The sequence below is a fragment of the Vibrio sp. Y51_MX_L26 genome, assembly GCF_024181935.1.
GTDB classification, from domain to species: domain Bacteria; phylum Pseudomonadota; class Gammaproteobacteria; order Enterobacterales; family Vibrionaceae; genus Vibrio; species Vibrio diabolicus.
The window spans coordinates 73,889-99,487 of record NZ_JAMZAS010000006.1; the positions used below are offsets into that span (position 1 = coordinate 73,889).

General features: G+C 44.8%; 19 protein-coding genes. 10 read left to right on the top strand and 9 right to left on the bottom strand.

The window, feature by feature from the left end; translation table 11 throughout:
- The first annotated feature begins 2 nt into the window (after positions 1-2).
- Positions 3-935 (top strand): ATP-binding cassette domain-containing protein, encoded by a 933-nt coding sequence (locus tag NL645_RS14490; protein ID WP_006740905.1) that lies wholly within the window; start codon positions 3-5, stop codon positions 933-935.
- On the top strand, positions 935-1,402 hold the full coding sequence (locus tag NL645_RS14495; protein WP_104972137.1) for a transcriptional regulator: 468 nt from the start codon (positions 935-937) through the stop codon (positions 1,400-1,402). The genes NL645_RS14490 and NL645_RS14495 overlap by 1 nt, the downstream gene beginning before the upstream one ends.
- Before the next feature lie 289 nt (positions 1,403-1,691).
- Here the strand turns inward: NL645_RS14495 and NL645_RS14500 are convergent, their stop codons facing one another.
- On the bottom strand, positions 1,692-3,662 hold the full coding sequence (locus NL645_RS14500) for a replication initiator protein RctB domain-containing protein (RefSeq protein WP_104972136.1): 1,971 nt from the start codon (positions 3,660-3,662) through the stop codon (positions 1,692-1,694).
- 1,240 nt (positions 3,663-4,902) lie between these two features.
- Here NL645_RS14500 and NL645_RS14505 point away from each other — a divergent pair.
- The 4 genes from NL645_RS14505 to NL645_RS14520 all read left to right on the top strand — a co-directional run bounded on the left by NL645_RS14505 (position 4,903) and on the right by NL645_RS14520 (position 11,166).
- The gene (locus NL645_RS14505; protein WP_005374503.1) at positions 4,903-6,120 is read left to right on the top strand and encodes an AAA family ATPase; all 1,218 of its coding nucleotides are present in this window, start codon (positions 4,903-4,905) and stop codon (positions 6,118-6,120) included.
- Positions 6,121-6,127: 7 nt separating this feature from the next.
- Positions 6,128-7,102 carry a ParB/RepB/Spo0J family partition protein gene (locus tag NL645_RS14510; RefSeq protein WP_006740903.1) on the top strand — a complete coding sequence of 325 codons (975 nt, stop codon included), beginning with the start codon at positions 6,128-6,130 and terminating at the stop codon, positions 7,100-7,102.
- A gap of 105 nt (positions 7,103-7,207) precedes the next feature.
- Positions 7,208-9,235 carry a tRNA(Met) cytidine acetyltransferase TmcA gene (locus NL645_RS14515; protein WP_253651904.1) on the top strand — a complete coding sequence of 676 codons (2,028 nt, stop codon included), beginning with the start codon at positions 7,208-7,210 and terminating at the stop codon, positions 9,233-9,235.
- A gap of 251 nt (positions 9,236-9,486) precedes the next feature.
- Entirely contained in the window at positions 9,487-11,166 is a 1,680-nt protein-coding gene (locus NL645_RS14520; RefSeq protein ID WP_025525470.1) for a DUF342 domain-containing protein, read from the top strand.
- Between the two features lie 56 nt (positions 11,167-11,222).
- On the opposite strand, the gene catC is transcribed toward NL645_RS14520, so the two are convergent.
- Positions 11,223-11,882 (bottom strand): type C chloramphenicol O-acetyltransferase, encoded by a 660-nt coding sequence (gene catC, locus NL645_RS14525; RefSeq protein WP_021450425.1) that lies wholly within the window; start codon positions 11,880-11,882, stop codon positions 11,223-11,225.
- Positions 11,883-11,970: 88 nt separating this feature from the next.
- Here catC and NL645_RS14530 point away from each other — a divergent pair, with 88 nt between their 5' ends.
- Positions 11,971-12,882 (top strand): LysR family transcriptional regulator, encoded by a 912-nt coding sequence (locus NL645_RS14530; RefSeq protein WP_253651905.1) that lies wholly within the window; start codon positions 11,971-11,973, stop codon positions 12,880-12,882.
- A 37-nt stretch (positions 12,883-12,919) separates the two neighbouring features.
- On the top strand, positions 12,920-13,585 hold the full coding sequence (locus tag NL645_RS14535; RefSeq protein ID WP_025526686.1) for a peptidase E: 666 nt from the start codon (positions 12,920-12,922) through the stop codon (positions 13,583-13,585).
- A gap of 89 nt (positions 13,586-13,674) precedes the next feature.
- On the opposite strand, the gene NL645_RS14540 is transcribed toward NL645_RS14535, so the two are convergent.
- The 3 genes from NL645_RS14540 to murQ all read right to left on the bottom strand — a co-directional run bounded on the left by NL645_RS14540 (position 13,675) and on the right by murQ (position 17,264).
- A complete protein-coding gene (locus tag NL645_RS14540; protein ID WP_048625498.1) occupies positions 13,675-14,730 on the bottom strand; it encodes a porin in 1,056 nt (351 codons plus the stop codon).
- 148 nt (positions 14,731-14,878) lie between these two features.
- Positions 14,879-16,333 (bottom strand): PTS N-acetylmuramic acid transporter subunit IIBC, encoded by a 1,455-nt coding sequence (murP, locus tag NL645_RS14545; RefSeq protein WP_025535440.1) that lies wholly within the window; start codon positions 16,331-16,333, stop codon positions 14,879-14,881.
- A gap of 28 nt (positions 16,334-16,361) precedes the next feature.
- The gene (gene murQ, locus NL645_RS14550) at positions 16,362-17,264 is read right to left on the bottom strand and encodes an N-acetylmuramic acid 6-phosphate etherase (protein ID WP_253651906.1); all 903 of its coding nucleotides are present in this window, start codon (positions 17,262-17,264) and stop codon (positions 16,362-16,364) included.
- A 242-nt stretch (positions 17,265-17,506) separates the two neighbouring features.
- Between murQ and NL645_RS14555 the strand changes: the two genes are divergently transcribed.
- Complete coding sequence (locus NL645_RS14555; protein ID WP_005392114.1) at positions 17,507-18,358, top strand: SIS domain-containing protein; 852 nt, start codon at positions 17,507-17,509, stop codon at positions 18,356-18,358.
- 19 nt (positions 18,359-18,377) lie between these two features.
- Here NL645_RS14555 and mpaA read toward each other — a convergent pair whose 3' ends face one another.
- Positions 18,378-19,088: a murein tripeptide amidase MpaA gene (gene mpaA / locus NL645_RS14560; RefSeq protein WP_253651907.1), complete on the bottom strand. Its 711-nt coding sequence runs from the start codon at positions 19,086-19,088 to the stop codon at positions 18,378-18,380.
- A gap of 141 nt (positions 19,089-19,229) precedes the next feature.
- On the opposite strand from mpaA, the gene NL645_RS14565 reads away from it, so the two are divergent.
- Positions 19,230-20,855: an ABC transporter substrate-binding protein gene (locus tag NL645_RS14565; protein ID WP_253651908.1), complete on the top strand. Its 1,626-nt coding sequence runs from the start codon at positions 19,230-19,232 to the stop codon at positions 20,853-20,855.
- Positions 20,856-20,918: 63 nt separating this feature from the next.
- Here NL645_RS14565 and NL645_RS14570 read toward each other — a convergent pair whose 3' ends face one another.
- The 3 genes from NL645_RS14570 to NL645_RS14580 all read right to left on the bottom strand — a co-directional run bounded on the left by NL645_RS14570 (position 20,919) and on the right by NL645_RS14580 (position 25,591).
- Entirely contained in the window at positions 20,919-21,503 is a 585-nt protein-coding gene (locus tag NL645_RS14570) for a flavodoxin family protein (protein ID WP_048625492.1), read from the bottom strand.
- Positions 21,504-22,374: 871 nt separating this feature from the next.
- The gene (locus NL645_RS14575) at positions 22,375-22,968 is read right to left on the bottom strand and encodes a mechanosensitive ion channel family protein (protein WP_012842403.1); all 594 of its coding nucleotides are present in this window, start codon (positions 22,966-22,968) and stop codon (positions 22,375-22,377) included.
- Between the two features lie 508 nt (positions 22,969-23,476).
- Positions 23,477-25,591 carry a type I secretion system permease/ATPase gene (locus NL645_RS14580; RefSeq protein ID WP_203343135.1) on the bottom strand — a complete coding sequence of 705 codons (2,115 nt, stop codon included), beginning with the start codon at positions 25,589-25,591 and terminating at the stop codon, positions 23,477-23,479.
- Positions 25,592-25,599 lie beyond the last annotated feature (8 nt).

Genomic DNA, 25,599 nt, shown 5'->3' on the forward strand with positions numbered 1-25,599 from the left:
TCATGAATCAGCCTATCATCCAAATGAAAAACGTGATTAAAGAGTTCAGAGTAGGCGGTGGTTTAGCGAAAGAGGAAACCTTCCGTGCGCTCCAAGGCGTGAGCTTTGATCTGTATGCAGGAAAAACGCTGGCTTTGGTTGGAGAATCAGGCTGCGGTAAAAGTACGTGTGCTCGCTTGATCACTAAAGTCTATCCGGCAACAGAAGGCGAGATCCTTTTCAATGGCACTAATATCAATGAGATTACGTCACGTTCAGCGCTCCAAGAGTATCGCAGTAAAGTACAAATGGTGTTTCAAGATCCGTTTGGCTCACTCAATCCAACTCATACCATTCGCCATCATCTCACACGCCCTTTAAAGATTCATAAGCAAATCAAAAGTGAACGTGACATTCCTGCCCGTTTGGAAGCGCTTTTAAATTTGGTGGAACTACCTGAAGAGACATTAAATAAGTTTCCTCACGAGCTTAGTGGTGGACAACGTCAGCGAGTAAACTTAGCACGTGCTCTCGCCGTCGGTTCGCAAATCATTCTTGCGGATGAGCCAACATCGATGTTGGATGTCTCCATTCGCCTAGGCGTACTGAATCTAATGCAGCGCATGAAGCAAGAGCTAGGAATCGGCTTTTTGTACATTACTCATGATTTGGCGACCGCACACTACATCGCGGAAGAAACAGCTGTGATGTACAAAGGGCAAATCGTTGAATGGGGTGATACACACTCAATACTGAAGAATCCGCAGCACCCGTACACCAAACTATTGATTTCAGCCGTTCCCGATCCAGATCTTCCTTTTGGTAACTTAGTGAAAAGTGAGCCAAACTATTCGATAGATGCCGATGAAATTCGTAGTCGTAGCAGCATCATTGTCGACGAATTTGATCAAATAGGACCCAATCACTATGTAAAACAATGGACTGAGGCTGCGTAATGGAATTGAGGACTTGGCAAGATCAGATCGCCATGTGGTATGAACATCGGAAGCATGATCAAGTTGAAAAACTGGAAACGCTCTTATATCAAGCGCCCGACGGCGTGTTTGGCCCAGAACTGAACGAAGTTCAAAGCAAAGCGATTGCTTGCTGGCTAGACGGTTGTTTACGTGTGTTTCAACATGCTAGGTACCGAGATCCTCAAAAAGCGTATCGAACCTTGCTTTACACGAGCGCAAAGCTCGAGCAAGCGGCATGTCAGGTATCGACCGATATTCTGATCAAAGATTGGTGTTTAAAGCGACTTCAGCACCTTACCGTTTTAGCTTTAGAGTTTTGTAATCAGCAATGCGATCAAAATGAGTGGCAACAACAAGCACATAACTTAATCGAGTCGCATGTTGCTTTGATGCGTTCTTTACATTGGAATGAAGCCAAGAAGCATGATCAAGGTTTATCTCATTAATCTGGAAAAATGATCAAGGCTTACTTTGAGGAATTTGAGGTAAAAAAAAGCGAGTTTCCTGAGGAGAAACTCGCGAAGTCTATTCAGAATGAATGTAACAATATGAGCCAATCTATTAATCATCAGAAAGGACAAAAGGTTGTCTATTCGTTATAAATAGTAGTCTCAGGCTTAGCTCCTAATGTCAGTGATTTGTTAGAGTTAAGTCTGTTTTTTATCATCGAAAGACATTGTTACATTTCAAATCAATACGCCACGCCTATTGCTTGATACACATCAAGCAACGCTTTTAAATCGCCATTTCATCCAGAGCGCGGAATACCATTTCATCCATATGGCCATCGAAGATTTGACGGCACACTTTCCGACGTACCGCTAATCCAGCAATCAAGCGCTCAATGGTAAGGTGCTTAACATCATTTTGGGTGTTAAACAGCTCGACGGTTTTGCTTAATGTCTCATAAGGAATTGGCTCATCCCCTACCCTTAGCCAATCAAGCTTCTCTATGTAATCAGAGCACTCTTCTTTGATTGAGGCATACGAGTGCCCTGTCATCGCAGATAAAGCCGTTATACTGCGTTCTAGAGCCTCTGGTGAGGTATATTTAGATAAAGTAATGGTGATCTCGTCTGCATTGATCTCTACCAGGTGTTTTCTTTGCTTCACGCGGCGGCCTAAATTCCCTCTTGGAGATGGCGCTTTGCGTTGGATAGGCTCAAATTCGCCGTCTATGATGCCTGAGAGCTCTTCAAGCTGTTGTCGGGTAACCATCTCATTACGAAGTGGGTTTGGCAGCGTAGGCGCCATGTTACGCTTTCCTGCGTTGGTTGTTCGCGCACGTGAATAACGTAAGACTTCTTCCACATCGCATTTTATATCGATCTGGTAGTCCATCACTTTGTCATTCTCGATCATAGTTTCGATCGTCAGGTGATAACCCCACAAATTCACGACAAACAGCTCATCCGTTCCCTTACCATCCGATAAACGCTTCAGCTCTCGGATCAAATCCATCGAGAATCGTCGCCATTCGATGTTACGTGCCAGCTTCTGGTTTAATTCACTCAGCAGCATGCAGTCAGTATGACGACGCACCATGCGGCTACGGAAGAAAGAATACAGTTGGAATACCAAAGTATGCTGCTTCAAGATCTCTGGTGGGAACAAGAAGAAATAATCACGCGTTAATAGTTCTTCATAAAACGAAGGCTCCCAAACCAAAATGTACAAGTTTGGTTTGATACGAATTTCACCATCGCTTCCCTCTACAGGCGCTTCTTCAGACGCAGTGATGGTTCGAGCAAGAAAACGAAAACGATCACTTTTGAATCCTTCTGGCATGTTTTCACTTAGCCAACGACCAGTAAGTTCATGCAGCTGGAAATCGGTAAACTCAATACGATCAATGCTGTCGCGAATAGAATCACGTGCTGGACCACTGTCTTTTTTGCCTCGAAGCGACAAAATATCAGTAATGTATAACGGCGTCTTGTTCGGCACGTGTGCTGCATCGAGTTGATACTGATCTTTGTGATGATCATGGTATTGCACGGTCAACGTGAACAGAGCAAACAAGGTCATCAGATCATCCACAGTCATGATATTTTTGGATGATCGCGTTTCAATAACCGCTTTGGTACCAGAGATCGACACCATGGATTTCTGATAACTTTTTCGAGTTCTTGGTGGTGCAAGTGCTTGGTCAATGATCCCAGCCCAATTCGTTGGAGACACGACAAATTGATCGGCTTCATCTTTCATCGTTGGAGGGGTATTCAACCCATGTTCATTCAACAAACGCTTGTTGACTTGGGTTTGAGCCAATGCTTTTGAACGTTTTTGCTTTTCGTTTTGGCGTACTTTGTCTGTAACAAGACTTGTTGCACCCAACACTGAAATAAGCTGATTAGGATTAACAAACTTATGTAACATCGTCTTACCAGCAAGTCCTTCTTCAAACCGCACTGGAGTTTGAGTAAACAAACCAATGTTTACTGCTGCACGTAAGCGTTGTTGCAGAGCTGCACGAGTGAGTTGTCCGTCCGTCGCTTCCACAATCTCTGTGGTTGAAACCAATCCATCTTTGCTGCTGAAACCTCGCAATGAGATCAGATTAAGCAACTCTAAGATGCTTTTGGTCACCCCTTTGAAATGTTGGTACTGCTCTACCCAGTCTGCAGAGGATTCATGTACCTCAAAAAGATGGCCATCCTTATGGCTTCTAGGTGCTTTAATCAGAATTTTTTCATCAGCCGTCATTTTAGATCCAGATCACACTAGCCGTAGTTGTGCTATGGTTCCGAAGAATAAAGAAAAACAGATCATAAATAAAGAAAAAAGATTGTTTTTTAAATAACTGATCTTTTTGATTAATCTGATCTTAATTGATTATATGATCTAATGATCTGGCTATCGTTTTGCCGCTAAGTGCATGTTCTATAAAGTGATTATTTTCATGCATGTCGGAACTATGATCATGTTAATTCTGAAACTATGATCAACAATAGCCTGAAAGCATGATCACATTTGCTCGTAAGCATGATCATTAAGTTTATGAAAAGATGATCAAAAGAGTCATGAAACGATGATCATGATGTTTTTACAGGTTATCCACAGATGCTGTGTTTAATAATGATCTTAATGAGAATTTTATTGAGCATTGTCGATGTTATTGATACTCGGATCGATGATCAAGAGCTGAGATAGCTATCGTTCTGGAGACAATATTGATGATAAATTACTCATGTGATGAAAATGCATCCAAGTAGCTCTTATTCCGCAGTAAAACCTAGTTTCGGACTATTCTTAGGAAGCATGATCATGAGAGTAAGATTTATCATAGTAACTTGAACAATTTCATTGTTCCGGCTTCTCTATCCACTAATTTCTTCTCCATCCCCCATTCTGACTGCATTCAACCGTAAATTAGAGACAAAAACTCATGCTTCCGAGAGATTCTATAGCTTGATCATATTTCCGATTGATGGATCTTATTTAATCCGCGTGTTTACACCCTCGTCTACTCTATTTTTCCATGATCATGCTTTCGTATTTGTGTTTTATCATGGAAGCATGATCATAAGCATACCTTGATCATACTTCCATAGGAACATCACTTGAACTGCCCTTTTTGGCTCGGATACATGATCAAGGTTGTTATTAGCGTTCATGTTGAAAGATTGCTTTCTATTTTTTGTTTAAATTAGGTTGGCCTAACATAATCCGTAATTTAGCTTAAGAATATAATCGTTCCGGTAGAAAATTGATTTACATTGTAAATGGGTGACGCTGTAACACTTTTATTTTTAAGTTTAAGGTGTCCATTTATTCGAAGATTATTTAATTAAAAATAGTTATGTTTTTTACCATAAATCATAAAAGCGTCGATTTGAGTGTTTTTTTATGTGATGGTTATTCAAAATGTTCGTGCACCTTTTTGTTGTTTTTGGTCTTTACTGCTGTACAATTGCAAGCATAAATCCTTCCAACGGAATTTGGCATGAAAAGAGAAAAAACGATTGAAAACCTTCTTGAGTTGGCGGAGCTGACTCAGCAGGTTCAAGCTGACCGTATTGAAATTGTTTTAGAAGAGCGAAGCGATAACTATTTCCCACCAATGTCTAAGGCGATGATGGAAACCCGTTCAGGTTTAACTCGTCGTAAGCTCGATGACGCGATTGGTAAGATGGAAGCGGCTGGCCATCAATTTACTAAAAATAACGCGAATCATTATTCAATTACGTTAGAAGAAGCACATATGCTTATGGATGCGGCTGAAGTGCCTAAATTTCATGAGCGTAAGAAGAATTCAGGTAACAAACCTTGGATTATTAACGTGCAGAACCAGAAGGGTGGTACAGGTAAATCAATGACAGCGGTCCATTTAGCGGCATGTTTAGCGCTAAATTTGGATAAACGCTACCGTATTTGTTTAATCGACTTAGACCCACAAGGCTCGCTACGTTTATTCCTCAACCCACAAATCAGCATGGCAGAGCATGACAATATCTATTCTGCTGTAGACATTATGTTGGGTAACGTGCCTGATGGTGTAGAAATTGACAGTGAATTTTTGCGTAAAAACGTATTGCTGCCAACGCAATACCCGAACTTAAAGTCGATTTCAGCGTTTCCAGAAGACGCAATGTTTAATGCTGAAGCATGGCAAACGCTATCTGAAGATCCATCACTCGATATCGTTCGTCTGCTAAAAGAGCAACTGATTGATAAAATTGCTGATGACTTCGATATCATCATGATTGATACCGGCCCACATGTTGACCCACTAGTATGGAATGCGATGTATGCATCAAATGCGTTGTTAATCCCTTGTGCGGCTAAGCGTCTGGACTGGGCTTCAACAGTAAACTTCTTCCAGCATTTGCCTACGGTATATGAAATGTTCCCGGAGGACTGGAATGGTCTTGAGTTTGTTCGCTTGATGCCAACCATGTTTGAGGACGACAATAAGAAGCAAGTTTCTGTTTTAACTGAAATGAACTATCTTCTAGGTGACCAAGTTATGATGGCTACTATCCCTCGTAGCCGTGCGTTTGAAACCTGTGCCGATACCTACAGCACAGTATTTGATCTGACAGTAAGCGATTTTGAAGGCGGTAAGAAGACGCTAGCCACCGCACAAGATGCTGTTCATAAAAGCGCACTGGAATTAGAGCGTGTGCTGCATTCTAATTGGCCGTCATTGAATCAGGGGTAATAAGTAAATGGCTTTGAAAACGTCTGAATTAAACGCGAAATTATTTGGCAAAACGAATAAACGTCGTGTTGTGACTCCACAAGAGGCGCAAACCGCGGCAAAAGAAAAAGCTCAAACGATTGAGCTAGCTGTCGCAGGTGAAAACATTGTTCAGTTTGAACTTGTTCGTATTCCTGCAGAGAAAGTCGCGACAGAAACAACGGTGTTTGTTGATAACGCTCGTGAGCAATCGTTCTTAAACGAACATGCTTTATCTGATGTTTTAGTCACACTCAAAGAGCGTGGCCAACAATATCCAGCGGTGGGTCGTAGAACTAAAGATGGCAAGATTGAAGTTTTAGATGGTAGCCGTCGTCGCATGTCTTGTATCCTCGCGGAGCAAGATTTTTTGGTTTATGTTGCTGACAACATCAATACTGACCATGCAAAGTTTTTGTCTGATGTGGCAAATGCTCACAAGCCGCTCTCTTTGTACGAAAAAGGTAAAGAGATGCAGGCTAAACTAGATAGTGGTGAAGCTGAAGATCAGAAAGCATTGGCGAAAATGTTCCAGTGCAGTGAAGCGTTAGTAAGTGGCGCTTTAAAAGCGGCGGCATTACCGTTAGAACTGCTTCAAGCGTATCCCAATGTCGGCGATCTTGGTCGTCCAACTATCGTGAAACTGCACAAACAGTTTTCAACGTTGACGCCAGAGCAGCAGCAAGAGCTGTTAGATAAGTGTCGCTCTAGCGAAGGCTTTTTATGGCAGCGAAGCACAGCTCAAGGCGTTGCTCGTCTGACAAAAGAAGTCACGGAAAGCATCGAAAACTGGATTGCTGAGCTTGCACCAGCAAAACCTGGCAAGAAGACTGAAAAAGTCGACTTAGTAAAAGGTCGAGCAAGCTACAGCCGAAAAGGTAGCAGTCTGGCGTTGAACTTGAAGAAAGTTGACGATAGCTTGATGGAAGAGATTCTTGCCTTTGTGCAAAACAAGCTGCAATAACAAAAGATGATAGAATCAACCGCCTCCGGGCGGTTTTTTTATATCTGAGAAGCGTCAAATTAAAGATGTGATACCATTGCGTCAGTTCAACGTTGGATAGACAAAATGCAGACACAATCTGATTTCCTTTCATCACTTCAACAACAAGCTCACCAATCTTTCCAAAGATTCGGCATCGTCATTCAAGGCGAGTCTTCTTGGCAAGATGCGTTGGTGTCAGAGTTCCATAAAACACAGATGTATCAACGTTGGTTTTGTGTCGGCGATTTTGGTTTGGAAAACGCATACAGTGTTTCGCCTAAACAAGGGCACATGTTGCTAGGCAGAGAGTGTGACGTTCTATTGTTTGATGCTCGAAATGGCTTTGACGCAAATAGCTTTACCGCCGCGCTTGGCTCATTGGTTGGCGGTGGTCTTCTTATTATCATTACTGAGCCTCGACAACCTACGAATTTTGCTCAGCAATGGATGCACAAACAATGGGAGAAGCTCGTTGTTATCGAGCAAGACAAACCATTGCCAACGGCTCCAGACATCAAGCAAGCAGAAAAAGAAAGCCACTACACGGAACAAGAACATGCCATTTCTCTAATTGAAAAGGTGGTGACAGGACATCGAAAGCGACCATTAATTTTGACCGCTGATCGTGGGCGTGGAAAAACAAGTGCTCTCGGCATTGCGTGTGCGAACTTATTACAGCAGAAGCCACTTAGAATCTTAATTACGGCACCATCTATAAAAGCCGTTGAGCCTGTTTACCAACATGCTTTACGTTTACTCCCTAACGCACAGCGCATTAAGAAGGACAGATTAGAATTAGGGCAGGGAGCCATTCAATTTATTGCTCCTGACGAACTTCTATCGAGCCGATCTGAATGTGATTTGTTACTTGTCGATGAAGCGGCTGCAATTCCAGTTCCTATGCTCAAGAGCATTACCGAACATTATCATCGACTCGTTTTTTCTACGACTATTCACGGTTATGAAGGTTGTGGCCGGGGCTTTACGATTAAATTTGTTGATTGGCTTCAGAAACAGCGTTCGGGAATGAAAACGTGGCACATGACACAGCCCATCCGCTGGAGCATGAATGATGCGCTCGAATCATGGCTCTATGACGCGTTTTTGTTGGATGCGGAGTTAACGCACCATCAACTTAACCAGGTCGACTCAATTTCCCTTTCTAAAGCCGATAAGGACGATTTGATATCGCAGCCTAGTTTGCTGCGCGAGTGCTTTGCTCTTTTGGTGAATGCTCATTATCAGACCTCGCCGAATGATTTGATTCACCTTTTGCAAGACGGCAACAGTCAGCTCTATTTTGCTAAGCAAGATAATGCGGTTGTGGGGGTAATATTAGCGGTCGAAGAGGGGGGGCTTGACGCTGAATTGGTTGAAGAAATTCAGCTTGGTAAGCGTCGTCCTAAAGGACACTTAGCCCCAGTTACGATTGCAAACCAATTAGGATTTCCGAATGTCGCGAATCTATCGACGCTGCGAGTCATGAGAATTGCTGTTCATCCGGAATTGCAAGGAAGAGGCATCGGTCAAAAAATGCTGCAGCAACTTGATCAAATGTCGGCTAAACACATTGCTTACTTATCCACGAGTTTCGGTGCGACGGAAGAGTTGGTCTATTTCTGGCGACAATCGAACTTCCGTGCAATTCGCTTAGGGTCAATGCGAGATGCTGCTAGCGGTTGTTATTCAGTCTTGATGGTCAAAGCTTGTGATTCCAAACAGACGGCTTGGGTCGATGAATCTCAGGCGCTATTTGAAGAAATGTTGTCTAACAATGTGGCTGACGTCTATCCAAAATTAGAAGCCTCAATTTTTCGAGCTCTATTACCGCAACCTTTGGGAATGAGTCCACTTCATCCCGCTAAGTTATTACTAATTGAATGCTATGCTGATGGTGGTAACAGTTATGAGTCCGTGTCTGCTTGGCTTCAGCAGTGGTTACTTAACTTAGGTTTGAACTCCGCTTCCGACTTGATGATCAGTAAGCTTTTTCTTAACCGTAGTTGGACTGAATGTGCTCAGCAATTTGGGCTACCTGGAAGAAAGCAAGTTGAGCAGCAGCTAAGGGACGAAGTAAAGCACATTTGGAACGATTTACACTGTAAACAATAAGGTGAGATTTACACTGTAAATGAAATTATTAGGAGCTGATTTTACACTGTAAATCCAGCTCCTTTTTATTTCAGTGTGTATTTTGATTGAGCTTTAGGTTAAATCGAAATGCTCTCTTAATATCTGTTTAACCGTTATTGATGGATTACTTTCTTTAGTGACGTGAGCCTTATAATAAGAAATGCGAGGTTTGTTCAGAAAACGGATTTGGGTAGACTGAAAGTGTTGATGGGAAGCAAAGTGGTAAGGGTATGTGGAAGCTGTGTCTTGAGTTATCTGAAGATAAGACCAAGGTGATAGCCCGTCTTCCGGGAGAAGTGGACCTCGGTGGTGAGCTAAATCAAAATGAATTAAACGAGCAGCTCGTCGCAATGAACGCTGAAAAGATGTTTGTTGTTGAGGGGGAAGTCGTGAGATTCATTAATTGCGCCAAAGAACGTAAAGCCGAGGCCTACGAAGGCATCGTCATTGCGGAAAAACGCAACGCGCAAGTTGAGGTTGAATTATCGAATAATGACATGCTCGCCAGTATGAACGTTGTCGGCGCGTACGGAGGCCGAGGTTTACGTGGCCCCGAGATTGTTCAAGCCCTTGCTCAAGCGCGAGTTTCGAAAGGCATCAACAAACTGGCTTTGAAGAAAGTGTTGGTTGTCAGCACTCAGCTCAAACCAGGCGAAACTTTTTCTCAACCTGTAGCGGTTGGTAAGCAACCTATCAAAGGCAAAGACGCTCTTTTTACTCCTCTCGTTAAAGACATCACCAAACGCATCCTCAAACCCAAAGACGGCCAATCTGCTAGCGACAAAATTGATTTACGTAACCTCGGTGAAACTATCGCGGTTGATGTAGGCGATGAGGTGATGCGCCGCACGCCTGCGACCAAAGGCACACCTGGTTTTACTGTTCAAGGACGAGTGATTCCTCCACAAGCTGGAAAAGACAGCCCAATGAAGCCAGGCAAGGGCACCGAGATAAGCAAGCACGACCCAAACCTATTGATTGCATCGGTATCCGGTACGCCTCTGATTAAAGACAAAACCATTGAAGTTGATAACGCACTCTGCCTCAATAGCGTTGGCGTGAATACAGGCCACGTGAAATTCAAAGGGAATGTGATTATCGGTGGCAACATTGAATCCGGAATGATTGTTAAAGCGACGGGCTCTATTACTGTAGGCGGCTTCATTGAATCGGCTGACGTACAAGCGCAAGACGACATTCAAGTTGGTAAAGGTATCATTGGCCACACCGTGAGTGATGGCCAGCCAAAAAGTTGTCACGTCAAAGCCAAAGGTTCGATTCGTGCCAGCTACGCCCAATATTGTGATTTGCAAGCCGGCGAAGATATTGAATTGGCGGTGCACAGCATGAATAACGATATTGTTTGTGGGCGCAATCTGACGGTGTTGGATGCGAACGGTAGGAACGGCACGCTCAGCGGCGGAGATGCAAAAGTCGGTGACAAAGTGGTGTGCTTACAATTGGGCGTAGAAGGCGACACCGCCACTAAGGTAGAAGCGTTCGCGCGCTATTCTGCATTTAAGGAGCGATTAGCAGAGCTCAAAGATCAATATAAACGCGCTCAAGAAGGAACGATGGATGTGATTCGTAAAGAGCTCGAATTTAAGAAACGTCCTAAAGCCGAACGTACCGACGAAGAACAAGCTCAGATTGATGTGATGAAAACACAAAACAACGAGCAGCTTGAAGCGATAAAGCAAAAGCTAGAACAAACGGAACATGACTTTGAAGTCGCGTTAGAAGAAAATATTGTCGAAGCCAAAGAGCGTGTCTTCACTCGCGTGACAGTGCAGTTTGGCGACGAACAAGTAACGACAAAGCGCACTCATGGCGGTTGTTCGTTCCGTTTCAATCAATACGAAATTAAAGTCTCGGCGAACTTGGAAGAAGAGGACGTCGCTGCGGTTTAAGCTTTCTTACTCACTGAGCCCACATGTCGCAACAAGATGTGTGGGCTTTTGTTTATCTACAAATCGACAATGTGCTCTTGATAGTAGTCCGCAAGCGCACCGACTTGGCTGCTACACATTACTTTCATTGCTTGTTTAATGTGTTCTATTGGCCAGTTCCACCATTGGATATTGAGTAGAGTTTCAATCTCTTTATCGCCGAATCGTTGACGTACGACTTGGTTGTTTCCAACCACCACCGAATAAGGTTGCACGTCTTTCGTCACTACGGCGCGTGCTCCGATGACGGCTCCATCGCCGATGTTTACTCCGGGCATGATCATCGCCTCGCTTCCAATCCAAACATCGTTCCCCACCACCGTGTCTCCGGCACGCTCGAAGCCGTCTTGCACGCCTTCTCCAAATTCTTCAGGAGAGAAGGGGAATGTCGAAATCCAGTCAATGCGATGACCTTGATTTCCTGCCATCATGAAGGTGGCTCCAGAAGCGATGGAACAAAACTTGCCGATGATTAATTTGTCGATGCTATCGGGTTCTCTACTTTGCCATTCTTGAAGTGTGACGGGGTCACCCAACAAGTAGCGTACCGCTTGCTCTTCGAAGCTTTTTTGATGATAGAAGCCCGAGTAATAGCTGTAATCGCCAACGATGATATTGGGATTTGTGATGTGATCTTTAATGACTTGACCTTTTAACCACGTGTCGAAAACACTCATAACTCATCCTTTCAAATTTAGGTTGTACAGAGTTTAGATGCTTTCTATTATTTCCAGTAGTTTGATTTTAGAGATTCAGAATTACTGTATGGAAATAAAATGGCTCAGTTACGTACCACTTTACGTCGCTTTGTGCGAAGAGCGAAGTATTGCTGGCGCGGCAAAGCGCCTGAATTGTTCGAATGCGCATGTAAGTCGGCAACTTAAACAGCTTGAAGACATATTGTCGGTGCAGCTTATTCAGCGAACTACGCGCCAGTTTAATTTGACCTACGATGGTTTGCGGTTTTATCAGCAGGTAAAGAAACTGCTTGAAGGCGCTGAGCAGATCAATGAGCAAGTCATGGCAAACGAGATCGTATCGGGAAAATTGAGAATAGCGGCGTCTGCTTCTTTCGGAGCCGCGTTACTCAGCCAAACATTGATCGAGTTTCGATTGCAGCATCCACAAGTGAGCGTCGAAGTGATCTTTACAGAGACACCTCTCGACTTGATTGAAGCTGGGTTTGATATCGCATTCTACTTTACCGAGACTCCTCCAGAGGGATACGTCGGCCATCAGCTATGCACTTTACACTGTAAACCGATCGCTCATCGCTCGTATTTAGCTAATAAACCAAATATAAGCACGCCAGAGGAGCTTGGCGACTTGGAGCACATCCTTTATAAAAGCCGCGACTTGGTGTTAGATAAATGGACGTTTACGCATAAACAAACTCAGCAGCAGTGCAGTATTGGGTTAGAAAGTACGCTGAGTTTTAATCTTGTCCAGTCCATGTTGGATGCTACTTTGGCTGGCTGTGGTGTAGCCATGTTAGATGAATTTGCACTGGCCGAACTCGAACCTGCACAAAAAGAACAACTCGTGAGTTTGCTGCCAGAATGGCAAACGGATGCGATTTTGCCGCTTTATCTGCTTTACCCAAAACGTGAGCACTTACCAAGAAGAACGCGAGCGTTCATTGATCACTTTAGGAACATATATTCTGTCGGCGAATAGCGACAACAAACTTAGCAACTATTGAGGAAGCAAAGGAATGCGAAAACACTGTATTGCGATTGGTGGTGGTGGCTGGATGATGGGAGAGAATCCGAGTCCGCTCGATCAATACATTTTGTCTTTGTCTGGTAAGGAGAATCCAAACATTTGTTTTCTACCGACAGCCACGGGAGACGCCGATGAAGTGATTGAACGTTTTTACGATGCGAAGCTTAGTGAGAACGCAACCCATTTTCCGCTGTTTAAGTTTGATGCTGGTTGGAAAGAAACGCTATTTGAACAAGACATCATTTACGTCGGTGGCGGTAATACGCGTTCGATGTTGGCCATTTGGCGCGAATGGGGAATCGATAGAATACTCAAGCAGTGCTATGAACAAGGCATCATCATTTGTGGCATGAGCGCTGGTGCAATTTGTTGGTTTGAGTTTGCGGTGACAGACAGTGATCCCGAAGCATACCAAGTTATGCGTTGTCTTGGATTAATTGACGGTTTGGCTGCGGCGCATTTTTCCCATGTCGGTGAGAAGTTTGAGGTTTTCCAAGCCTTTGCTCGTTCTCAACCGAGCATCACTTGTTATGGCATTCACGATTATGCGGCATTGCACTTTGTAGATGGAAAATTGTTAGCTACTGTCACCAGCTTTCCTGATGCAGGCGTGTTGGTCAAAACAGGTAACGAAGAAAACATATTGCGAGGGTGAGCTTCTTCAAATCAGCATTAAAGGCAATAACTACTGACCGGACATAGAAGAAGCTCATGGATTCAGCTAACTTACATTAAATATCGTGCTTACAGCTCGTAACGCAGACCTAAGTGGTAGTAGCTTTCGTCTGCGTGCGCACCGCCAAACGAGACTTCTTGTCCATTGCTGTAGCCACGCGAGCCGTTACGATCAACGTAGTTTGTGTAGATAGAAGAACGAGGCGTCAGTTTGTATTGCACTTCTAGCGTTGTATCTTTCAGCTCTAGCTCGTCACCATCACTGTTTTCTAAAGAACGATAACCAGCACGCAGTGCCCATTTGTCATTTACACTGTAAACCGCCGTCAGTTCCATCACTTTGTCGGTACTGGTTTGTGAGTAATAGCCCTCTAGTTCATCTTCCGAGTACAACGCACCCAACATCAAATCACCTAGGTAGTAACGCGTACCTGCGCCCCAGAATGTGTAATCGGTGTCGTTGCTTTCACGTGCATCACCTTTATTTTTCTGCATCGCCACCACTGGTGCCAAGGTACCCAAATTCCCCATATCTAGCGTATAACGCAGTGCAGTGTTGTAACCGTAGTCGAGTTCAGAAGTGTTGTTTCCTAAAATGTACGCGACAGAAAAATCGAAATTACCTAGGCTGTTTTGGTATTGCAGCGTGCCATCTTGACGGAAAACTTGCGTCGCGGTTTTGTCGACTTTATTCGCTTGGCGCGCCATAGAAACATCGGAAGAGGCGAACACATCACCAATGTCGGTAAACATAATCAATCCAGATGCCACGCGACCACCAGTAATGCGACCATAATCTTTCGCATCAATACCCGCCCATACATAACGTGCAGTCAGAGACGGTTTGTCGTTTACTTGGTTTGCGTATTCAGCGGCACCCACTTGGTATTGCGCTTGGCCGATGATCGACGCGTACTCGTTGATGGTTTGTGAACCGTTTAAACCAATACGGCCATCAAACTCGCCATTTGCATCGCCGTGCTCATCATTTTTACTGGTGACATTGAAACCAAGACGAGAGTAAATATTTAAAACTGACCCATCTTCCGCTTGATACAGCTGCGCTGCCATTGCGTTTGATGCCATCAATGTTGGGAGAAGTAGAGTCAAAATGTGCTTTTTCATGATTAACGACCTTTCATTTCTATTGTTTTAGGTACGACAAAGCCCCTTCCGAGTAACGGAATAAGAAAAATTGTCGTGAAGTAGAGAGAGGGTGCGCCCTTGTTTGCCAAGGGCGCGAGCTAGTCCATTCCTATAGGGGAAGAATGATTTAGCTTAAATCGACGTCTTTGCAGCCAAAGAAGTAAGTCGCGAGGAAACCGACGATGTAAGAGATAAGCAGGCCAGCAACAAACACCATCATGCCCGGGAAGATGCCATTTTCTGATGTCATGAGAGGAATCGCCACGATACCGGACGGGCCAAACACCGTATTAAGACCAACTGGTAAGCCAAGGTAAGAAACTAAGCCGATAAAGAAGCCACCCGCAGCGCCACCAATACAAGCGGTAACGAATGGTTTTACGCGTGGTAATGTCACGCCGTAAATCAATGGTTCGCCAATGCCTAGAAGGCCCGGAATAATAGCGCCTTTAACTTGAGTGCGCAGTAGAGCGTCTTTTTTGGCTTTGAAATACAGCGCCATTGACGCGCCAACCTGACCGCCACCAGCCATCGCCAGGATAGGAAACAGCGAGTTAAAACCCTGTGCTTCCATCAATGCGAAGTACACTGGAACAAAACCTTGGTGGATGCCAAATACCACAGAAATTAAGAACAAACCTGCCAAGATTGCAGCGCCTAATGGGTTATCGTTTAAGTTGAGGAACAACCAAGACATCCCTTTAAATAACTCGCCGCCGATCGGCATGATGATCAAGAAGGTTACCGCACCCATGATCAATAGAGTGATAACGGACGTTAAGATCATATCCAGATCATCTGGCATGTATTGACGAACCTTACGCTCGACTTGCGCACCGATGATCGCCGCCAAAAGTACGCCGATAATGTTGCCGCGCGGATCAATCGCAAAGCCGAAAAACTCGTTCATGCCAGAGTAAATGCCGGATGTCGCCTCAGGGTTGTAACCCAGCACAAACAAAGAGGCGAGAATGGCACCATTAACACCAGAGCCGCCAAACGCTTGCTGCGCGTTGTAACCAATCAGAATACTTAGGAAAGCAAACAGACCCTTACCAAAGACTTTCATGTAGGCAATCAAATCCAACATAAACTGGCTTGGTGTCTGGTCGAGAACAAACATCTGTTCCAATAACGTCGCAAAACCTAGCAACAAACCAGCGGCAATAAAGCCAGGGATCAACGGCGTAAAGATGGTGGCAAACTTGCTTAAAAAACGCTGAACCGCACTGGTTTGCTTACTCTTCATCTGTTTTTTCTGCTCGGCCGCGACGGCAGAAAGATCTTGTTGCGGCATATCTGGTTCTTCACTGTAACCAGAAGTTAAGCTGTCGATCAATTGATTCATCATCTCTGCCGCTTGTTGAGCTTTTCCGGGACCGAGAATGATCTGAAATTGCTCATCGCTTTCCACCACACCCATTACGCCGGGAATTTGCTTGATAACTGACTGATCAGCCAAGCCATTGTTGGCGAGCGATAAACGCAAACGCGTCATACAGTTACCACATTTGCTTACGTTGCTGCTGCCACCCACTGCGGACAGCAACTGCGATACTGTGTTTGAAGTTATTTTTGCCATAGGGTCTATCCTTCAGGACTCGGATTATTTAGTTATTATTTAGTGCTGCGCGAATAAAACCGTTGTGCGCGGCGAGGCGTGATTTGGCTTGTTCGGCATCCAAATTGGTCAAAATCATTAAGATGGCGGTTTTACAGTGGCGATCGCAGGAATTTAATGCTCGCTCTGCTTCTTCTTTTGATGCGCCAGTTGCTTCTACAACAATGTTGGTTTGGCGTTGGATGAGCTTGGCGTTGGTGGCCTCTACATCCACCATTAAGTTACCAAATACCTTACCGCTACGAATCATTGCGCCTGTCGTGAGCATGTTTAACACCAGTTTTTGTGCGGTGCCGGCTTTCATGCGAGAAGATCCAGTAACGACCTCTGCGCCAACAATCGGCAGAATCGCGATGTCGGCCGCTTCTGCCATGGTACATTCTGGATTACAAGCGATAGATGCGGTCGTAGCTCCGATGGATTTAGCGTACTCCAAACCACCTAGTACATAGGGTGTACGGCCACTCGCTGCAATGCCTACAACCACGTCATGGCTGGTGAGGTGAAGCGCTTTTAAGTCGTCTTGACCCATTTGCGCGTCGTCTTCGGCGTTTTCTACCGCTTTCAAAATCGCTTGGTGTCCACCAGCAATTAAGCCAATCACCATGTCTGGATGCGTGCCGTAGGTAGGAGGACACTCGCTCGCATCAAGAATTCCTAAGCGGCCTGATGTGCCAGCTCCCATGTAAACCAAACGGCCACCATTGGCGAACGCTTGAGTAATTGCATCAACCGTCTTTGCAATTTGTGGTAGTACCGCTTTGACCGCGAGCGCGACTTTTTGATCCTCTTCATTAATGACTTGCAGCATCTCGATGGTCGAAAGCGTATCAATCTCTGCACTGGCTGGATTACGGCTTTCTGTCACCAATCGGCTTAAATCAATTTTCATGTTTTACACTCTTCGTAATGTTCAATCTGAGGGCGATTCTATGGAATAAAATATTCTGTTTTGGTGATAAAAATCACACTTGAGGTTATTCTTTATGCAGGAGAAATTTGGAATAATGAGAGAAAATATATGTCTATTACATCCGCTATAAACTGGCTTGGTTAGAATAATCATGGAGTTAAATCAAACTCCAATTATTTTTGTTTTGGAATAATTTATTTAAATTTTTTGAGGTTTTTGTTGTGTCAGTTGTCAATAAGATAGTCGCGAGGCGTACTCAGCTTTCGCAAAGTGGTCGTTTGGTCGGCGATTGGATTGTTGAAAACGCAGAAAAGGCCGCGCTGCTCACTAGCCAAGAACTTGCGGCGCAAGTAAAAGTGAGTCAATCGAGCATTGTGAAATTTACTCAGCGTATCGGCTTTAAAGGCTACAGCGAGTTTAAGTTAGCTCTGAATGAAGAGATTGGCCGTAAGCATGCGATGCAGTCGACACCGCTGCACAGTGATATTTTGGCAGACGATCCCATCGCGGTTATTTCACAGAAGCTGGTGAAAGCAAAAACAGATGCTATGTTTCAAACCACCAATGCGCTGTCTTATGAAGCGTGTCACCAAGCGGTGAAATGGTTGAGTGAAGCGCGTCGAGTGCAAGTGGTCGGGATTGGGGGATCCGCCCTGACCGCGAAGGATTTAAGCTTTAAACTGCTTAAACTTGGTATTACGGCGCTTTCTGAACAAGACAGCCACGTGCAGATTGCTGTTGCCCGCACGCTCTCTCCAGAAGATGTTCAGATCGCAATCTCGTTTTCGGGTGAGCGCAAAGAAATTCTCGTCGCGGCAGAAGCGGCAAAAGAGCAGGGCGCGAAGGTGATTGCGTTATCTGCGCCTGGGAGAAGTCGCTTGCGCGGTATTGCCGATATTACGTTTGATACCATCGCCAATGAAACGGAACATCGCAGCTCATCCATTGCTTCGCGCACCGCGCAAAACGTGATCACCGATTTGCTGTTTATCATCTTGGTTCAGCAAAGAGACGACAGTGCCCGTCAGTTGATCAGCGATATCAGTACTGACATCAAGCAGATCCTCACATGATCGCTTGTTTAACAGCGGACTAGAGATCCGGATCGTGCCTCAGCAAAGCAATAAAAGCAGAGAGATGTTTTTCAATGGTGAGATCGGCAGAAATCGCGGGCAATTCCAACGTGATGCAAGGTAAATCACGTTCACTACACCAAGTGCCGAATGAGCCGGGTGTTTCGTAGTCGACATCGTCAACGATTGGCAGTTGGAACTGCTCGCCGAGCCATTTGGCAAGGTCGGAATGTTTGGGATCATCCACAAAAGCAAGCGGTTCATGAAACGACACCACAAACTTTGGCTTGCGCAGTTCAATCAAGTTAATTAATGCGCTAACTTCAGGCTCTAGTTGGTTTTTAGTGCCAGTTTTCACCTGTACGTCTCGAACGGGTGTGTGAGAGCTCCATCGATATACTGTGCCATGCTCAGTCCAATTTTGGGTTGGAAACGCGCGATTGAGATCCACTTGGTTTGCATTTGCACGTGTGCCTAGCTGGTTGCCGTCAGGATTCATTGACAGAATCACATCATGTCGTAAGTTTTCAGCAGGTAAGCTTCTTAACGCGCAGGACAAACCTGCAATCGAGGCCGTCTCATCCCCGTGAGTGCCTGCCAAAATCAAACCTCGCGAAGCAATTTCGACTTGAGCCGGAAAATACAGTAATGGCGCACCAAGCACGGATTGACCGTATGATGTTGGCCGAATTAAAAATGCCGCTCTTTCCGTTCTTGGAATTAGACTCACCGTAATCTCCTGATTGATGAAGTAGTATCAATATCTAAGCTAATTAAACCTAGCTAAACCGAACCGTTTAAACTCGTCAACGGTTGAAATGTTAATTGTGGCGCTTGCTTCACAAGACGCGTTAGGAGAACGAAAAACGATATGGATTTTAAAAAACATTCAACGGCGTTGCTGATGTCCTCTTTATTCACCCCTTTTCTTTCTGCATCTGTCGTTGCGGAGACCTTACCTAACGGCGTTCAACTCGCCGCAGAGCAACATTTGGTACGTGCGAATGACGCAGAGGCGGCGACGCTTGATCCGGCAAAAGCCGAAGGTCTGCCAGAAATGCATGTGATTCGTGACTTATTTGAAGGGCTTGTGATTCAAGATCGTGACGGAAACATCATTCCCGGTGTGGCAGAATCATGGGAAACCAACGACAACCAAACCTTTACTTTTCACTTGCGCAAAGACGCGAAATGGTCGAATGGCGAGCCTGTGACGGCGGAGGATTTTGTCTATTCACTGCGCCGAGCGGTAGATCCGAAAACCGCTTCTCCAAATGTTTGGTATCTCAAACTCACCAAGATCAAAAACATCGCCGATGTAGCAGAGGGCAAAAAGCCTTTGGACGAGCTCGGTATCAAGGCGGTGGATAAATACACCCTACGTTTTGAGTTGGACAGTCAAGTTCCGTACTTTGTTGCCATGACTGGGCACACGTCCATGATGCCAGTGCATCAAGCGACAGTGGAAAACCGCGACAAGCCGTGGAGCGATCCAGACCAATTTGTTAGTAACGGTGCATTCACATTGGATAAGTGGGTCGTGAATGAGCGCATTGAACTGGTTAAGAGTCCAAGTTACTGGGACAGCGCAGATACGTATCTAAACAGAGTGACTTACATTCCGTTTGAAAACCAAAACGCTTCGATCAATCGCTATGAGGCAGGAGAGCTGGATATTACGTCAGATGTGCCGACTCATATGGCACAGAAGCTTCAACAAGATTACAAGCAGGCTTACACGGTGGTGCCATTACTGTGCACGTATTACTACGCGTTCAATACCACTCGTCCGCCATTTGATGATGCGCGAGTGCGTCAAGCGGTGTCGTACTCCATCATGCGCGATGTGATTACGAATGGTGTCACGCAAGTGGGCAACCTTCCTGCTTATACTTTTGCGCATCAGTACACCGCAGGGTTTGATGCAACGCCCCCTGAGTATAGTAAGTGGAGTCAGCAACAACGTGACGAGAAAGCGCGTCAGTTGTTAAAAGAAGCGGGTTACAGCCAAGACAAGCCGCTCGATTTTAAATTGCTGTACAACACCAGTGAGGCAAACAAATCGATCGCGGTTGCGATAGCGTCGATGCTACAAAAAAATCTCGGTGCAAACGTGGAGTTAGAAAACCAAGAGTGGAAGTCGTACTTAGTGGCGCGTAAACAAGGCAATTTCGATGTGATGCGCGCTTCCTGGTGCGGTGATTACAATGAAGCGTCTACTTTCCTGAGCTTACTTCGCTCAGGTTCTTCGGGTAACTTTGCACGTTACAGCAATGCAGCGTACGACAACGCGATGAACAGTGCATTGGCTGCAACCGATGAGAAAGCGCGCCAAGGATTTTACGACCAAGCTGAACGGTTGCTGGCGGCAGATATGCCCATTGCGCCAATCTATTATTACATGCAAGCGCGTTTGGTTCGCCCAACCGTGGGTGGCTTTGCAAAGAACAACGTAGAAGGGCGCATCTACTCGAAAGATCTCTACATCAAGAAGTAGCGCTCAAAACAAGCGATAAATACGAAGCCCCGAAGATGTGTCTTACGGGGCTTCTTTTTATTGTTAGCGAGCGGAGAGCTTGTCCACTAGCATTGCGACTCGTTTGCCAAGATACTCCGCCGTTGCAACATCAGAAGCATGCAACTGACCACCTTCACCACCTTGTGCAACAATACCACCTTGTACACCATAACGATTCAGGTTTTGCTCCCCAGAATTGCTGATCTTATCCAACCCGACCCACATCATGCCGTGTTGGTTAGCGAGCGTTTGTAGATATTGTAATGTGCAAGATTGGTCGCCATTCATTGCCCCACCACTGGTAAAGCCAGCCGCGATTTTGCTCGCCCATTTTTGGTAATACCAAGATTCACTGCTTGCATCTGCAAATGCTTTAAACTGCGCTGCTACACCGCCCATATAGGTCGGTGAGCCAAAGATAATCGCATCACACTCAGCAAGTTCATCCATTAGTTTAGGGTTCACAAAACGTCCCTCAATAATCTCACTGCCTTCAATTCGGTGAGAGAGGATTTCACAGTCATCTTGCTGCTTAATGCCTTGTTGTTCAACGCCTGCGGCAATCGCGCGAGCAAGCTGACCAGTAACGTCGGTTTTAGAGAAATAAATAATCGCAATTTTGGACACAATGGTTCCTTTTTTCATTGTTGATTTTTAATCGTGCGACTAAGGCTAAAACCTCAAGCTAAGTTGAGGTCAAGAAGAGATTTGAGATAGATAAAGTACGAATTGGTATCTAAAGAGCTTTCTTATAGGGTAAGCCGACGGCATAACTACAGTGAATGCAACGACGATGAATATCGTGTATAAAAGCGTTAAAGGAAGATCTTAAAAATGTAGAAAACTCTCTTGGAAACAATGATAAAGGTACCGATACTAGTGATGATTAATAGGCGGAAAAATAGATTAAAATATGTAAACTCAGACCTGATCCAAGGCGGGAAAAGTACATTTCATCGTTTCTTAAGGCGAGGGATTATTATCATTATGGTAGGAGGCCTTTCTACAGCCTCTTCCACGGTATTTGCACACTTTATAGCGGGGGGTGTTTGATGTGGATATGAATGTTCATCCAGAGAGCTTAGAAGAAAAAGTGCATGCACTACTTTTTGTTTCGGTCAGTCTTGTTTTTTACCTCTTTTCTGCCCTTATCTCGCTAAATATTAGTGGGTGGCTCATAATGAAGCTAAAAATATAAGCTTAACTAAAACCATGTCCTTGTATTTTAAGGAAGATGGAACTAGTGACGATTTTTTCTTTGCTTGCACCATCTCTATTTTTTGTATTTATTTAAGGTTCGTAAATAAGAAGCTTCCTTTGGTTAAAGTGGCGCTTTTGGTTTCGGCGATGTGTCATGTGTTTATCATGAAAGAATACAGTGGTGACCTTCAGCTTATACGTTTTGTCTCTTCACTGTTGTTCTCCATTAACTTTGGGTTATTTGTGACTACCAAGTGATATTAAAAAGCCGATGTAGATACATCGGCTTTTTAGTGGGTTATTTCTTTCTGCGAGTATAAATCCGAGATTTTGCTTTACTTGGCTCTGGCTTGTTTTTCGCCAGCTTTAGCACTGCTTTTTGCAAAATCTGGTTGTTTGGGTAAGTGATCAAGTTACCGTTATCGTGCTTAATTAACACGTGAAACATACTGATTTCTTGAATCTCGCCGCTGATGTCTTCGTCTTTGTCTACGACTTTAATGCGATCGCCCACTCGGTATGGGAAGACAAAAAAGATCAAAAAGCTGGCAGTGATGTTGCTCAGAATTGACCATTGCGCAATAAACGCCACACCCAATACGGCGAAAATGGACGATAGGAACAATGACACATCGCCATAGCCAATCCCGGTGATAATGGCAAAAACAGACGCGGTTAAAAATAAAAGCACGACGTTAAAACAACGCTGAATAAAACTCAGGCGGGCCTTTTTTACACCTTTTGAGGTCGCTAAGTTTAAAATGGCTCGATTGACGATTCTCTTCAGAATGCGATAAGCAATCAGGACAATAATGCCCATTAAGACTTTGTACCCGAGAGAGCCAGCGGTGAAATACTGGCTCACTTGATCTAGATGGATCCAATCATTCATTTCTTCAACTCGACGATATTAAGAAAACCGCTGTTATAGCTGATTTTCTGATGTAAGTAATCACAAATTTTTCTCTCCATTTTCGTCTCTCTACCTAGGAATTTCGCCCTAGAGCCTACGGAGAGTTGTAGAGTTTTATCAATAGTGTGCAGAGCTTTACTTCTGTTTGCGCTCACCGCATATATTCAACCAAAGTTGATGCGGTTTTAAAGTGTTTAATGTTTGAGCTGTATCTCATATCCGGTATTGTATGAGGCTAGGATCGTATAAACGTGCTGAATATGATTTTTGTCCTGATAACCTAAGACGTGTTGAGTGAAATGGCTTGCTAGGATATCTATCAAATGGAAGAAGATGAAAAGGCGATTATGATTTTATTCGTGATTGTTGGCCTTGTACTCGTTTGGATAGTGCTTGAAGAGCTTAACTATCTTGGATTCTCAATAAAATAAGCCCCGTTAAACATGAGTCAAACGGGGCCTTTCTCTTTTCTAAATGCTAATTTCGGTTAGCTAACCGCACGTACTTTGCCTTGCTTTAGGTCATTCAGCACTTGCGCTTTAGGACCATCAGCAATGATGCTGCCTTTCTCCATCACAATTACTCGATCAACGATGTCGAGCATCGACGTTTTATGCGTAATCAGTATCAATGTTTCGCTCGGTTTGAGCTGAGATAGCTGGTGCTTAATATGCATTTCAGAGCGGTTATCCATCGCGCTGGTTGGTTCATCCATAAGTAGGACGGGAGGACGGCCCAAAAATGCACGAGCGATCGTGACGGCTTGACGTTGACCACCAGAAAGCATCGCACCACCTTCACCTACTTGACGTTCTAAACCAGCTGGATCCGATTGTGTAAATGCGGTCACGCCTGCACGGTTTGCTGCATCAAGCACGTCTCGGTCATCGGTTAGTGGACGACCCAAGGTAATATTGTCGCGAATCGAACCGTAGAATAGATTCGAATCTTGAGGCACACAGCCGATGTTACGTCGAACATCAACGTGGTGAAGCTGTGCGATATCAGTATCATCGATACGTACGTGTCCCTCTGTTGGCTTATACAAGCCCATGATCAAGCGCTCTAACGTTGTCTTACCCGAACCAATCCGACCGATGATAGCGACTTTTTCTCCAGGATTTATCGTGAGAGAAATGTTACGTATAGACGCGACAGGAGAGTCTGGGTAATGAAACGTTACGCGATCAATTTCAATCTTACCTTGGATGATTGGGCGATGGATGTAGCGTTTCCCTTCTTCTTGCTCGTCTGGCATTTCCATGACTTGATTGATAATCGTCATAGAAGACTTCGCTTGGTTATAGCGCGTTGAGAGCAAAGACAGCTGAACCAAAGGCCCTATAGCGCGACCACTCAACATGGTTGCGGCGATTAAGCCACCCATAGTGAGCTCGCCCTCTGCAATCAGATAAACACCGAGAATGATCATCCCAACGTTACTACTTTGCTGTACGAAGCCTGCCGCATTCTGAATGCTGTCGGTAATGCGGCGGCTTTTGATGTTCCAGTTCGCCATGTGCGCCACCGCTTCTTCCCAACGGTATTGGAATTGGCTTTGCGCGCTGAGCATTTTTACGGTTTCTAGCCCCGCTAGACTCTCAATTAAGTTGGCGTATTTTTGCGATGCTAAGCGTGACCCTTCCTCTATAGAGCGACGCAGCGGTCCTTGTATCAGTAGCGAATGAACAATCAAAATGACCACGCCGACCATTGGAACATATACAAGATCGCCAGCCATTAGCCATATAATCACCAAGAACAGAATGGCAAAAGGCAGGTCAATTAGGGCACTGACGGTCGCTGAAGTGAAAAACTCTCGAATAGATTCGAATTCTTGTAAATGGCGAGCGAATGCGCCGACCGAAGGCGGCTTGGACTCCATTCGGATGCCCATCACTTTGCTGAACAGCTTGGAGGAAATCAGAATGTCAGACTTCTTTCCTGCGACATCAATAAAGTAGTTTCTCAACGATTTGAGTATGAAATCGAATAGAAAGACAACAAAGATGCCGCTTGCCAATACCCATAAGGTTTCAAACGCGAGATTTGGTACCACTTTGTCGTACACCAAACGAGTGAACAGCGGGGCGGCAACGGCAAAGAGGTTGATGAGAAGTGAGGCGATTAAAACATCGCGGTAGATACGTTTTGACTGCCACAAGGTTGACCAAAACCAGTGACCTTCGTTGGTTTTGAGCACCTCGGGAGAGCGCTCATCGAAACGGAATTGCTTTTTAACTAAAAAGTAGCGACCAGTGTACTGCTCAAGTAGGTCTTCTAATGGAATGGAGATTGGCACCATTCCACTTTCTAAGGTGGTGACTTCGGCTTCGCGTGTCTCCGCGTTAATGCTGTTGAGAACGCATGAGTCACCGCCTTTAAGAACTAAGATTGCCGGCAGAATCAGGCTGGAGATGTTCTCCAGCTCTGCACGGTTTTCCTTGGCAACCAATCCGGCCCTTTCCGCTGCTCTTGGTAGCAAAAATGGAGTTAGCTTGCCGTCTGAAAGCGGAAGGCCATTGACCAGCGCTTCTGGCGAGTTAGCTAACCCATAGTAACGGCTAACGTAGATGAGCGAATTCAGTAAAGGGTCTTTCATCTGTGGTA